This window comes from Tenacibaculum caenipelagi (assembly GCF_004363005.1).
Lineage (GTDB): Bacteria > Bacteroidota > Bacteroidia > Flavobacteriales > Flavobacteriaceae > Polaribacter > Polaribacter caenipelagi.
In genome coordinates, this window is the sequence record NZ_SNYH01000007.1 from 95,281 (window position 1) to 109,449 (window position 14,169).

Sequence of the window (14,169 nt, forward strand, 5' to 3'; positions counted from 1 at the left end):
GCGCAAAGATACAGAAAACAATTCCCCTTTTCGACAAAAACAAAAAGGGGAATCTCTAGCTATTTTATATGTTTTATTACTGAAGCATTGACACTATATCTTCCTGCGTATTTTCTCCTTTATTTTTATTGTACCAAACTTGTAAATCTGTTTTAAAATCAGCATCTAAACTACCATGCTTCTCTTTATAATCAACAACCATTTTAGTAGCTGTAGTAGGTCTTGGTCCCCAAGTATTGATTACTTCATTTTCTTTATTTAAAGCAATTAACTTAGGAATTGATCTTCCTCCATTAGTTAAAAAAGCATCCATCAACTCTAAGTTTTCATCTCTTAAAACCAATTTAAAATTGATGTTTGGATTTTCTTCTGCTATTTTGTTTATCACAGGAATATTTTGTGCTGCATCACCACACCAACCTTCAGTTAATACCAACCAAGTTTGTGGTTCTTTTACATCTTTAATTTTAGCAAGTGTTTCTTCGGTTAATTTTACCGTTTTGTCTAAACGCTTCATACGTTTATCATTTAACTTACTATAGTTTAATAAATCATCTGACTGATTAGGTCCAGTAGATTTTCCTTCTGCTAACAAACCGCTTACTAAATTTCTGTATTCTGTATAAGACAATGCTCTTTCTAAGCTATTTTGAATAATTTTTTTCATCGTTAACATATATTGTTATTACAAAAATATTTCATCTATAATAAAGAATATGTAACCTAAGTTACACTTCACTATAAAACTTGAATAACATAGACGAAAGCATAAATACAACCTTACACTTCTGCTGATTCTTCTGCCTTAGCTTGTAAATTGGTAATGATATCTTTAGTCATAGACGCCAAATCAAACTGGTGTCTCCACCCCCAATCTTTTCTTGCTACAGAATCGTCGATGACCTGAGGCCAACTATCTGCAATGGCTTGTCTAAAATCTGGATTGTAAGTAATTGTAAATTCAGGAATGTATTTTCTAATTTCTTCAGCAATTTCTTTTGGTGTAAAACTTATTGCTGCTAAATTATATGAAGTTCTGGTTTTAATATTTTCGGCATCTGCTTGCATTAACTGAATGGTTGCATTGATAGCATCATCCATATACATCATTGGCAAACGAGTATTTTCTGATAAAAAACACTCAAAAGTACCTTTCTCTATAGCTTCAAAATAAATGTCAACTGCATAATCTGTTGTTCCTCCTCCTGGTAAGGTTTTCCAACTAATAATTCCTGGGTAACGAATGCTACGTACGTCTACTCCGTATTTTTCATGGTAATAATTGCACCAATGCTCACCTGCGACCTTACTAATACCGTATACTGTAGAAGGCTCCATAATAGTTTGCTGTGGAGTATTCATTTTTGGTGAAGTTGGCCCGAATGCTGCCATAGAACTAGGCCAATATACTTTTTGAATGTGCTTTTCTTTAGCCAACTCTAATACAGCTAGCAATGAAGTCATGTTTAAATCCCAACCTTTTAATGGATATTTTTCAGCAGTTGCTGATAACATTGCTGCCATTAAATACACTTGAGTAACCTTATATTTTTGAATAACACCTAAAATTTGCTCTTGATTCGTGGCATCGATAATTTCAAAAGGACCAGAACTCATCATTTCTGCATTTCCTTCTCTAATATCTGAAGCAATCACATTCTCTTTTCCGTAGATAGATCGTAATTTCTGGGTTAATTCTGTTCCAATTTGCCCGCAAGCTCCTAAAATTAATATGGTATCACTCATTTTTAATTATTCAAAAATATATGGTCGCAAAGTTATTAAATTTAAGATTTCGCAAAAAGTATTTATTCTTTTTTAACTATCTACAATACAGAATGCTAACCTACTGATTTCAAACTTATAATTTAACCTCACAGGTAATACCAGGTAAAATGTGTACTTTTACCCTTTAATTATTTGAGTAAAATGAGTCGGTTTTTATTTGTTATTGCTTCGTTAATTCTTTTTGTTTCCTCTTGTCAAAAAAAGGAAACAAAAAAGAAAGAATTACCTATTAAAACTGAAATGAATATTTCGGTTAAGCACGCTGATTACTCTAAAGTAAACGAAAGCTACTTAAAAAAAATTAAGCCTTGGAAAGAGTATTTTATAGTTGATGACTTTTTACAAGAATTAAAAAACACAACACCTACAGAGGCTTTAAACAACGCTTTAGAGCTTAAAGTACTTACTAAGCAACTTAAAGATAGTTTAAACATAGAAGTTCTTAAAACACCCGCTTTTAAGGCTCGTATTAATGTTTTTGAAAATGAAACCTTACGTTTAGCTGATATGACTTTCATTCCCTCTATCACAGCTGATGAAGTAAATAGTGAAGTTGAAAAAATTATGATGATTTTTGGAAGTGTTAATGATAAAATTAATACGGTTTACGCTAAAGAAAAATTTGACAGCGAGATAAACCTAGATAGCTTATTTAAGAATCAATAGTTTTTAAAGCTTCGTATATTAAATTACTTTCAAATCCTCGATATAGAAGATAATCAGCTATTTTTTTCTTTCTTTTAAATTGATTGTTTTCTGAGATAGATGCATTCTTTTTCTCAACCAACTCGTACAAGGCTTTTATGTATTCGTCTTCATCAATCTCTTTTAATGCTGATTTTATATTGTAGACAGAGATATCTCGAAATTTCAATTCTCTAACTATTCGTTCTTTCCCCCATTTTTTTATTCTGAATTTTCCTCTTGCAAAACTTTTTGCAAAGCGTTCTTCATTTAAAAAATTATGTTCTAATAAATGCAACAAAATATGCTCTCTGGCTTCTGGTATTAATCGATATTCTTTCAGTTTTTCTTCTACTTCCTTATGACATCGATCTTGATACACACAATAGTGTTCTATCTTTCTCTTTATTTCTTCAACTGTAAAAACCTGTTTACTCATAGTGCGAAAATATAAATTCTACTTCCACTTGTTCAAAAATGAAATCACTTCTTCTTTATAACTAGCACCTATTGGAATTTCTTTTGAGTTTATTTCAATATCGTTAATTGTAAAAGCTGATATTTTATTCGTATTGATAATATACGATCTGTGAACTCTTAAAAAATTACTATTTAATTTTTCTTCAATATCGCTTATCTTATACTTAGATACAACCCGTTTATCATTAACAATATGCACTTTTACATAATCTTTTAAGCTCTCTATAAATAATATATCTCCAATAAAGACTTTGTAGTACTTACTTCCTGATTTCAATAACAAAAACTCTTCTGTGTTTTCGCTTTCTTTAATTATAGATATATCACTCTCCTTTTTTGACCTCAAAAAACGATCTACTGCTTTAAAAAAACGCTCGAAAGTTATTGGTTTTAATAAGTAGTCTAGCACTTCCAAATCATAACTTTCAAGGGCGTAATCTCTGTAGGCTGTTGTAAAAATTGTTTTTGGAGGGTTTTTAATTGTTTTTAAAAAATCTATTCCTGTAATATTTGGCATTTTTATATCTAAAAACAATAAATCTACTTCTTGAGAGCTTATTATTTCAAAAGCCTTGAGGGCGTTATCACAGCTCCCAACTATTTCAAGCGCTGGTATTTTTGCTATATGATTCTCTATTAACTCTCTTGCTAAAGGCTCATCATCAACCACTAAACATTTTACTTTCATCAACTTTTTAATTTGAATAAATCTTTAAAACTACATTAAATTCATTTCCTTCATTCTCTATTGTCAAGCTATATTGGTCTTGATAGATTAAATCTAATTGTTTTCTAACGTTTAACAAGCCTATACTCTCTTTTTTTAGGACATAATCTTTGGAAACCGTATTAGATATTTTAAACTTAAAGCTATCCTCTGAGCTTAAAAGCTCAATTTTAATTTCAGGCGACCCACTATCTTCTCCTGCACCGTGTTTAAAAGCATTTTCAACTAACGATAGCAATATCAATGGTGGTATCTTGATATCTTTTTCTACATAGTTTATTAAGGAAACTTTTAAACGTGAGTCGTACCTTAGTTTTTCTAACTCTATATAGTTTTCTATCAATTTAATTTCATTAGAAAGTAATACAAACTTGGTATTGCACCTATACAATACATAATCTAACATTTCTGATAATTTACCTATTGAGGTTGGTGTTTTTGGCGAGTTACTCAAAGACAAACTATAAATATTATTAAGGGTATTGAATAAGAAATGTGGGTTTAATTGTGCTTTTAATGTTTTTAATTCTGCTTCCGTTTTTTCTTTTTCAAATACCAGTTCTTTTTCTTTAACTCTCTTATAATCCATAAAATATTTTACTGAAAGAAAAATCAAAGTTGTTAAATACATATTCGGAATATAACCAAACAACAACTTTTTCCAATCGATTAAAATCTCCAAAATAGGCTCTTGTGTAAACACTCCTTTTCTTATTAATGTTTCTCCTACATGTACAACCAAGATTCTATTAAACGCTGCAAATAAATATGTTGCTATTAAAAACAAAACAACTGTCATTACATATTTTTTCCTCAATAAAAACTTTGGAATAACATAATAGGCTAAGAAATAAGATGTAATTATCTTGGGAATCATATGACACATAGACATCACAAAAGTTCCTAAAAAAGAAAACTCTTCTTGGTATATAAGTGAGTCTTTAGGAAAGTCTAAAACAAGAAACACACACCAAAATAGTACGTGTTGTAATACTCTACTCTCTGAAAAAAACTTAATAACTGCTGTTCTTGTAATCATAGTTTGTAAATATATAAATAGCTCTAGTATTTATAATCCCAAATCGACAAACTAGAGCTTTTACCTCCTGAATAAAGCTTTTTTAAGCCTTAAATTCTTCACATATTGAATAGTTTTTTATACGTCGATTATTTGTAGTGTTTTATCTATTACAATAAACCCGCATGTTTGTTCAACTCATATTTGCCTCATAATTCAAATATTAAGTAATAATGAAAAAGTTTTTATTTACCCTTATAGTATTTATCTCTATTCAGTTATCTGCTCAGGTAACACTTACAGGTAAAATTGTAGAAAAAAACACAAAACAACCTTTAGAGTTTGCTACTGTAATTTTAACCAACCCAACCACAAATGAAATTGTTGCAGGTGAGTCGACTAACAATAAAGGAGAATTTTTTATCGATACTAAAAAAGGAGATTACAATATTAAAGTTGAATTTATTGGTTTTAAAAATCATTCAATAAATAATATTACACTTACTCAGAGTCAATCATTACAAACTATTTTTTTGCAGGAAGACGCACAAACTTTAAATGAAGTAGAGATTGTAGCAGAAAAATCTACCACTGAATATAAATTAGACAAACGTGTTTTTAATGTAGGAAAGGATTTAATTTCTAAAGGGGGTTCTGTAAATGATATTTTAAACAATGTTCCATCAGTAAATGTAGATATTGAAGGAGGTATAAGCTTACGAGGCAATCCGAATGTTCGTATTTTAATTAATGGAAAACCTTCTGTTTTAACAGCAAATAATGGTTTAGAATCAATTCCTTCTGAGAATATAGAAAAGGTTGAAGTAGTTACGAATCCTTCTGCTAAGTATGACGCAAGTGGAACAGCTGGAATTATCAATATCATTTTAAAGAAAAATAAAAGTGGTGGTTTTGGTAGCTCTTTACAGTTAACTACAGGAATTCCTAACAATCATAGCATCAACTACAATATGAATTACAAAAAAGAAAAATTCAATTTATTTTCTAATATTGGTTATCGTTATATGTCTTTCGATGGAAATGGTTATTTGAACAGAACTAATCTCAATAATGGGGTAGTAACTTCTTATTCTAACAGGGTAACTAATACTACTAGAAGCCGTAGTACTTTTAACCTTTATTTTGGAAGTGATTATTACATTAATGATAAAAACACTCTTACCCTAAGTTACTACCATAGAAACAATACAAGTAAAAACAATGTTGATTATACCTTTAACTTTTTAGACAACACACAACAAACAGATAGTATTCTTACTACACAAGAATCATATAAAGAACCTCAAAAAGTAAATCAAATTGAATTAAATTACGTAAAAACATTTGCTAAAAAAGGGCAGAAATTTACCGCTAACTTTCAATACGATTTTTGGAATGATGACGAAAATGAATTAGTTAAAGAACAACAACAATTCCCTACGACCTCAGCCATAAATATTTTACAAAGTAGAGACATAGAAAGTAGCAAAGATTTTTTATTTCAAACTGATTTTAAACTACCTATCTCAGAAAAATCACATGTAGAAATGGGGATAAAAGGAGAAATTAGAAATATTGACAGCGACTATAAAGTTTGGGATAATGCTGTTATAATTGATAGTTTAAATAACTTATTAAAATATAATGAACGTATTTATGGAGCCTATGTTCAATATGGAAACAAAAAAAACAAACTACAATATTTATTAGGTTTACGTGCTGAGCATGCTAATACTGGAAGTACCGACAGAAACAATCAGTTTAAAACTAATAAAAATTACACCGATTTATTCCCTACTGCACATTTAACCTACAACTTTAATCAAGCTACCAATTTACAATTAAGTTATAGTAGAAGAATTAGACGTCCTAGTTTTTGGCACCTAAACCCTTTTGGTGGAATATCTGACCGCAGAAATATACGCGTAGGTAACCCAGATTTAAACCCCATGTATACCAATTCTTTTGAGTTAGGTTTATTAAAAAGATGGAGCAAATTCACCTTAAATCCATCAATTTATTACCAACGAACTACCAATGTATTTGAAACTTTGGTATCAACAAATTCTTTTGAAGTCTTAATATCCAAACCTATCAACTCAGGAATAGAGAAAAGATTAGGAACTGAGTTAGCTATTCAATATTCTCCTTATAAATGGTGGAGATTATCAAGTGAGTTCAACTACTATTCTTTTAATCAGAGAGGAATATATACTGTTGATGACAACACATGGTCTACTCGTTTAAACTCTAGAATGAAGTTTTCAAGATTAACTATTCAATCTAGCTTAAATTATCTTGGAAAGAGACAAAGCGGGCAAATTTTTACTGAAGCTCAGTATAGAGCTAACATAGGAGTAAGTAAAGATTTATGGAACGACAAAGCTACACTTACCCTAAACATGAATAACATTTTTGATTCTCATATAAACAAACAGTTAATTACTGGTGAAAATTATAGAGCTATTAGGTACGATAAACCTATTGGTAGGTATACTTCTGTAAGTTTTACTTATCGTTTTAACAGAACTAAAAAAGATAGAGATCGTTTACCTGATTAAACTTCTGCTTTTTGAATTAAAAAAGGGTTAAAAACAATAAGTTTTTAACCCTTTTTATAGTTAACAAAAAATCAATTATAAAACGCTACGTAACCACATTTTAAATTTGGTGATTAAGTAGAATAATATCGGTACTACAATTAATGTTAAGAAGGTAGCGATAAATAATCCGTAAATAACAGTCCATGCTAATGGACCCCAGAAGATTACGTTATCCCCTCCAACATATATATGTGGATTTAACTCACTAGCTAAGGTAAAGAAATTAATATTCAATCCTGTTGCTAACGGAATTAATCCTAAAATGGTTGTGATAGCAGTTAATAATACTGGACGTAGACGTGCTTTTCCTCCTCTAATAATAGCTTCTCCTAAAGTATTTACATCTACAAACTCATCTGCTGACAATCCATGTTCTACTTTCTTTCTATCAATTAATAACTGAGTATAATCCAGCAACACCACTCCGTTGTTCACTACAATACCCGCCAGCGAAATAATTCCCATCATGGTCATCATAATTACGAATGGTTTTGCTGTGATAATTAAACCTCCAAAAACCCCAATCAAACTCAAGAAGATTGCCAACATGATAATTGCAGGTTTTGAAACAGAATTAAACTGGAAAATCAAAATCAAGAAAATCAAACCTAACCCTCCAAAAAATGCTTTTAATAAGAATGCCATTTGCTTACCTTGTTCCTCTATTTGCCCAGTGTAATCAATTCTTACTGAATCTGGCTGCTCAGTAAACGTCTTCATTTCACTTTGAATTTTAGAAACAATTGCTGTTGCATCTGTATACCCTGGTGCTAAAGCTGAATATACTGTTACTACCCTCTTCACATCTTTGTGCTTAATCGCACTAAAACCAGATGTATTTATTTCTTCAGCTACTGCAGACACAGGAATCTCCTTAATCGTTCCTGTAGCCATATCTCTAAAGGTTATCTTTTGATTGAAAATAGCACTCTTATTATACCTGTTCTCTTCATTAAAACGAACATAGATATCATAGTCATCACCATCTTCTTTATAGATTCCTGCTTTCGCCCCAAAAATAGCATTACGTAATTGGCTTCCTACTTGAGAAGAGTTCACCCCTAACTCACCAGCTTTTTTACGATCAACATTTACTAACATTGATGGTTTAGACTTATTTACGTCTATTTTTAACTCATCGATACCAGCTATACTTTTTGAATTGATAAAATCACGCATTTTCTCAGCAGTATTAATCAATTCAGCATAATCATTTCCTTCTAATTCGATATTAATAGGATATCCTGCTGGTGGACCTACCGCCTCTTTTTCTACCGAAATTTCTAATCCTGGATAAATTCCACGTAAAGCTTCGGTTACCTTCTTTTGCAACTCTTTACTATCTGCCCCTCTACGATACTTATACTCACGCATTGAAGCCGTTATTTTTCCTCTATGAGGCATTTCTGCTGTTGAACCTCCATCTGTTTGTGGATTTCCTGAACCAGCCCCTACTTGAGAAACGGCACTCTCTACCAAGAAATTATATCCATTATCAACATATTCTGGTAAGTTCAAGACCTTATACACACGCTCTTCCAAATCTTTCATGATCAGATTTGTCTTTTCAATATCTGTTCCTTGAGGGTACTCGATATATACAATAATCTGGTTAGGTGTATTATCTGGGAAAAATTCTACTTTGGTTCGTTGACTTCCTATCGAAGCTCCAAACCCTCCAAAAGCTATGATCAACAATACGAAAGTTGCTATTGAAATTATATAGGGTCTCCAACCTCTTAATGCTGCTCTTAACATTTTCTCATAAAAACGTTCCCAACGTGGCAATACTCTATTTTGGAAACGGTTTGCCCAAGGTCTTAATGCTAATCTATACACCCATAACATAATAGCTGTAAAAATCATAATTGTTCCTATGGCTCTATACGCTCCTCCTAATAGCGCAATTAGCAAACCTATAATTGCCATAGTAGCCGATAAGATAATAATACGTCTTAATGGCATATTTTTATCTTCCACACTCATAAATTGAGATACCATTACCGAGTTAAAGAAGATCGCTACAAATAAAGATGACCCTAATACAACTGATAATGTTACTGGGAAGTAAATCATAAATTGCCCCATAGTTCCAGGCCACATTCCTAAAGGAATAAATGCTGCTACCGTCGTTGCTGTTGATATAATAATCGGAAATGCAATTTCACCAATACCTTTTTTAGCAGCTTCAATTCGAGGCATTCCTTCGTCCATCAAACGATATACGTTTTCAACAACCACAATACCGTTATCTACCAGCATACCTAGTCCCATAATTAATCCGAAAAGAATCATGGTATTCATTGTGTACCCTAACCAACTCAATATCATTAATGACATGAACATTGACATAGGAATGGCAAACCCAACAAATAAGGCGTTTTTGAATCCCAAGAAGAACATCAATACCAACACCACTAAAATTACCCCAAAAATGATGTTGTTTACTAAATCATCAACTTGTCCAATCGTTTTTGAAGATTGATCGTTAGCAATCGTAACTTTTAAATTACTTGGAAATACATTGACTTTAGCATCTTCAACTATTTTTTGAATTTTTTCAGCAGCCTCAACCATGTTCTTTCCCGAACGCTTTTTCACATCCAGCATCACCACAGCTTCACCAAACTCGCGAGCGTAGGTAGTTTTGTCTTTATCTTTAAAAGAAACCTTTGCGATGTCTTTTAAATAAATTGAGTTTCCTTTTTCTGATTTTACCACAAAATCTTGTAATTCTTGTGGATCTTCAATTTCCCCTAAAATTCTTATAGTTCTTCTTTGTCCACTAGCAATTAAATTTCCTGCAGACATCGTTAAGTTTCCTCCGTTTATCGAATTGATAACATCTTGAAAACTTACTTGTGCAGCCATCATTTTGTAAATATCAACGGCTACCTCAACCTCTTTCTCTTCAGCTCCACGGATATCTACTTTTTTAATTTCCGAAAGATCTTCTATTTCATCTTCTAAATACTCTCCAAATTCTTTTAATTTATCAACTGGATAGTCTCCTGAAATATTGATATTTAAAATTGGCATTTCTTCAGAAAGACTCAACTCAAATACATTAGGCTCTACCTTTGCTCCATTAAATGTAGGCCAATCTTCGCTCGAAGTTTCTTGATCTATTTCATCTTTTACCTTTTGTTTTGCTTGATCTACTGTAATGTTTTCATCAAACTCTACAATTACCATTGAGTAATCTTCTTGCGAGGTAGAAGTAATTTCAACCACATTACTTACCGTTTTTAATCTATCTTCTAACGGATCGGTGATTAGTTTTTCTATATCTTCTGCTGTATTTCCAGGATATACAGAACTAATATAAATTTTGGTTTCTCTAATTTCTGGGAAATTCTCTCTGGGCATACTTAAAAAGGCAGAAATACCCGAAATAAAAATCATTACCATCATTACATAGATGGTCGTTTTATTATTAATCGCCCAAGAGGATAAACCAAATTCTTTATCTACTTGCTTTTTTTGTTTTTCAGTCATCAGTTGTGTAACTTTAATGGGTTATTTTGCGTCTTGTGAAGCTGCTAAAATTTTAACTTCCTGTCCATTTTTAACACTACGTGCTCCTTCTTCAATAATTTTTGCTCCGCTTTCAACCCCGCTTAAAACTTCAATAATATCTCCTTGAGTTTTTCCTGTACTTATAATTGTTTGTTTGGCAGTACCTACTTGATCTTTTATATTTTCAACCACATAAATATATTGCTCTCCATTTGCGTTTTCAGAAATAATACTTTGAGGTATTAAAACAGCCTTTTCGTTTGAGTAATCGTTAATTTTTAACTTAGCAGTTAAATTAGGTTTGATTTTACCATCTTGATTTGGAACTCCCACCTCAACTTTAAAAGTTCTGTTTGCTGGATTGATAAAATTGCCCGCTTGACGAATTTTTGAAGTCAATTTTTTTCCTAAAATTGGGAATTCTACTTCAACTGTTTTTCCTTTTTTAATAGAGGTAATATAACTTTCAGGTACATCTGTTTCTATATACATATCTTTTAGGTTTACAATTCTGAAAACTTCAGACCCCATTCCTGGCGCAACCACGGTACCCTGTTCTTTAATTACATCATCTATAACTCCAGAAAAAGGTGCAGTAATTACCGATTTTGCTAATTGTCTTCTTAATTGACTCACAGCATTTGTCTGTGCTTCATAACTGGTTTTCGCTTGTAAAAATTGAATCTCAGAACCTATTTTTTGCTCCCATAAACGTTTTTGACGCTTGTAAGTAGTTTCTGCTAAAGCAGCTTGTGCTTCAACTTGTGCTAATTGATTTGCTAAACCACCGTCATCAATTTTAGCTAAGGTTTGTCCCTTTTTCACATACTGTCCTTCCTTAACATAAATACGTACTAACAGTCCTGGCATTTCAGGATATATTAAAACATTTTGTTTAGTTTGTACATTTCCTTGCAATTCTAAGTAATGATCAAATACTTGTTCTTTAGCAGAAATCACTGTAATTAAAGGAACTTTTTTATTAGTGTCTAACTCAGATATTTTATCGTTTAAAATTTTAATATCTTCTGCTAATGTTTGCATTTGTGTATCTAACGAAACTTTTTTCTCTCGAATTTTAGCTAAATCGTTAGAGGCAATTACATCTTGAACAGATTGTTCTTTTTTACCTCCACAAGAAGCTAAAAGAAGTGTAACTACGAATAGTGAATATATTTTTCTCATTATAGTTGATTTTATTTTAGTGGTATGTTTAATGCGTTTTCTAATTGTGCTTTTTTAGCTATTACATTCAGCATTGATTGCACATAATTGTTTTGTTGTGTGTATAACTGGTTTTGTGCCTGTAGTAGATCGAAACTTGAAGAAATTCCTTCAAAAAACTTTACTTGTTGCTTTTTTTCAATTCTTTCTGCTAGAGCTAAGTTTTTCTTGGCTGTTTCGTAATTTTCTATTACTAATTGATATTCGCTCTTTGCAGTTTTTACTTGTAAGTTTAATTTTTGTTTTGCTTCTTCTAATCGAATATCAGCGTTCTCTAATTCTATCTTAGCTTGCGCAGTTCTTGAACTTCTTCCGAAACTACTGAATATAGGTATGTTTAAGCTTACTCCGAATAAAGAATAATCAAACCATTTTTGGTCACTATTGAAAAAGTTAAAGTCGTCTGAGTTTGCGTTTGCTCCATAATTAATAAAAGCAGACAAACTAGGTAAAGCTTTACTTTGTTCAAACTTCATCAATAAACGTTTACTTTCTCTGTCGTTTTGAGCAATTTTAAAATCAATATGATTATCAATATTAAATTGGGTGCTTAACAAACTTAAATCAGTATTCTCAACAACCAAGTTATCTAAGGTAGAAGTCAGTGTTAATTTTACATCGATTGGATTTCCTAACGAAATATTTAACATTTGGTATGCAATCTCTTTTAACCTCTCTGCATTTCTTAAATTACTTTCAACATTTCCTAAAGTAATTTGTAATTGCTCTACATTTTCTAACTCAGTTAACCCATTATCATACGTTTTTTGGGTTTCATCTAAGTTTTTTTGAAGAACCTTTTTATTCCTCTCTAAAATTTCTATTGTTTTTTCGGTAACCAATACATTACCATAAGCATTCACAATAGCCTCACGTGTTGATAGCTCTGTTTTATTCTTAGCTTGTTCTGAAATTTTTAAATAGGTTTTTGCTGATTGTAAGCCTACCAAATACGAACCATCAAAAAGCAATTGTGTTAAAGTTACAGAAGCATTCATTGTTTGTTTTGTTCCAAAACGTAGTGGTATAAAACCTGTTGGAGACGTCACTTCTTTACCATTTCTTGTTACACCATCAAAATAATCTTCAACAACATCTATGGTACTTTGTGTATTATCAAAAGCCGCTGCAGGTAGTAAAGACACCTGTTGTTTTAACCAATTTTGATAATCTACCTTCCCATTAATTTGAGGTAATCCAATCGTGGTAGTTTCCCATTTTTTCTTTTTGGCTACCTCTATATTATTTAAAGAGACTTTATTTTCGTAACTGTTCTTTATAGCATAATCAATAGCTTCTTGCATTGATAAACTCATTTCCTTTTCTTGTTCTTGGGCGATAATACTCCCTATAAAAAAGAACACAAATACACTGTATATGTATTTCCTCATTGTTTTTAGTTTAGATTTATGTTTTTTAATTGTTTTTCTAATTCTTTTACTCCCTTTTCTGTAGCAATAGCTCTTATGTGATATTCTAAAATCTCATACTCTATCTGCATAACTTCTTGCATGTCGTTACTGTATAATTCACTTTCAAACACCCCAAAGACCAACGTGAAATAAAAGTTCACTAAAAGATCACTCTTTATTTCTGCTCTATATAATCCTTGGTTAATGCCTTTTTCTAAATTATCTATATTACAATCTCTAAACATGCACACCTCTCGTTCTATTAGCTTTGTATAGGTTTCTGGATAGTACTTTTTTAACTGATACATAGGAGACGTTTTTGCATTCTTAAACATTTCTTTAAAAATTGCTTTTACTGCAAACTCCTCCTCTACCGCATTGTAATTTTGACTTTTAACCTTGTCTATAGCGTCACTTATTGTATTATGAACCGCCTCAGTACTCGCATCAACTAAAGCCGTTTTATTTGGAAAGTACTTGTATAATGTCTTTTTTGACACACCAAGCTCTTTCGCAATATCATCCATCGTTGCGCTTTTAAACCCTAGGGTTAAAAACATCTCACCTGCCTTATCTATAATTTTATCTTTCATAATTGCTTGCAAAAGTACAACAGGAAACTCTAGAAACAAAAAAAGTTTCCTAAGTTTTAATCTTTTTTTAACATACCCTTATAGTTAAAATTTATGTTTACCGTATTTTTACAAAAATTTT

11 protein-coding genes are annotated in these 14,169 nt (G+C 31.4%); 2 read left to right on the top strand and 9 right to left on the bottom strand.

Going from position 1 to position 14,169, the window contains the following annotated elements:
* Positions 1-76: 76 nt before the first annotated feature.
* Entirely contained in the window at positions 77-667 is a 591-nt protein-coding gene (locus DFQ07_RS14655) for a thioredoxin family protein (RefSeq protein ID WP_133538004.1), read from the bottom strand.
* Positions 668-780: 113 nt separating this feature from the next.
* Positions 781-1,746 (bottom strand): NAD-dependent epimerase/dehydratase family protein, encoded by a 966-nt coding sequence (locus DFQ07_RS14660; RefSeq protein WP_133538005.1) that lies wholly within the window; start codon positions 1,744-1,746, stop codon positions 781-783.
* 183 nt (positions 1,747-1,929) lie between these two features.
* On the opposite strand from DFQ07_RS14660, the gene DFQ07_RS14665 reads away from it, so the two are divergent.
* Positions 1,930-2,454: a hypothetical protein gene (locus tag DFQ07_RS14665; RefSeq protein ID WP_133538006.1), complete on the top strand. Its 525-nt coding sequence runs from the start codon at positions 1,930-1,932 to the stop codon at positions 2,452-2,454.
* Here DFQ07_RS14665 and DFQ07_RS14670 read toward each other — a convergent pair.
* The 3 genes from DFQ07_RS14670 to DFQ07_RS14680 are packed head-to-tail and all read right to left on the bottom strand — an operon-like array spanning position 2,441 to position 4,718.
* A complete protein-coding gene (locus tag DFQ07_RS14670; RefSeq protein ID WP_133538007.1) occupies positions 2,441-2,911 on the bottom strand; it encodes a regulatory protein RecX in 471 nt (156 codons plus the stop codon). The two genes, DFQ07_RS14665 and DFQ07_RS14670, sit on opposite strands and share 14 nt — an antisense overlap.
* A gap of 18 nt (positions 2,912-2,929) precedes the next feature.
* A complete protein-coding gene (locus tag DFQ07_RS14675; RefSeq protein ID WP_133538008.1) occupies positions 2,930-3,640 on the bottom strand; it encodes a LytR/AlgR family response regulator transcription factor in 711 nt (236 codons plus the stop codon).
* Between the two features lie 7 nt (positions 3,641-3,647).
* Positions 3,648-4,718, bottom strand: a complete 1,071-nt coding sequence (locus DFQ07_RS14680) for a sensor histidine kinase (RefSeq protein WP_243743997.1) — start codon at positions 4,716-4,718, stop codon at positions 3,648-3,650.
* A 212-nt stretch (positions 4,719-4,930) separates the two neighbouring features.
* Here DFQ07_RS14680 and DFQ07_RS14685 point away from each other — a divergent pair, with 212 nt between their 5' ends.
* On the top strand, positions 4,931-7,258 hold the full coding sequence (locus DFQ07_RS14685) for a TonB-dependent receptor domain-containing protein (RefSeq protein ID WP_133538009.1): 2,328 nt from the start codon (positions 4,931-4,933) through the stop codon (positions 7,256-7,258).
* Between the two features lie 75 nt (positions 7,259-7,333).
* Here the strand turns inward: DFQ07_RS14685 and DFQ07_RS14690 are convergent, their stop codons facing one another.
* From DFQ07_RS14690 to DFQ07_RS14705, 4 genes are read right to left on the bottom strand one after another with little or no spacing between them, the layout of a single operon-like run.
* Positions 7,334-10,798: an efflux RND transporter permease subunit gene (locus DFQ07_RS14690; RefSeq protein ID WP_133538010.1), complete on the bottom strand. Its 3,465-nt coding sequence runs from the start codon at positions 10,796-10,798 to the stop codon at positions 7,334-7,336.
* A gap of 21 nt (positions 10,799-10,819) precedes the next feature.
* Positions 10,820-12,004: an efflux RND transporter periplasmic adaptor subunit gene (locus tag DFQ07_RS14695; protein ID WP_133538011.1), complete on the bottom strand. Its 1,185-nt coding sequence runs from the start codon at positions 12,002-12,004 to the stop codon at positions 10,820-10,822.
* An 11-nt stretch (positions 12,005-12,015) separates the two neighbouring features.
* A complete protein-coding gene (locus DFQ07_RS14700) occupies positions 12,016-13,434 on the bottom strand; it encodes a TolC family protein (protein ID WP_133538012.1) in 1,419 nt (472 codons plus the stop codon).
* 5 nt (positions 13,435-13,439) lie between these two features.
* The gene (locus DFQ07_RS14705; protein ID WP_133538013.1) at positions 13,440-14,048 is read right to left on the bottom strand and encodes a TetR/AcrR family transcriptional regulator; all 609 of its coding nucleotides are present in this window, start codon (positions 14,046-14,048) and stop codon (positions 13,440-13,442) included.
* Between the last annotated feature and the right edge of the window lie 121 nt (positions 14,049-14,169).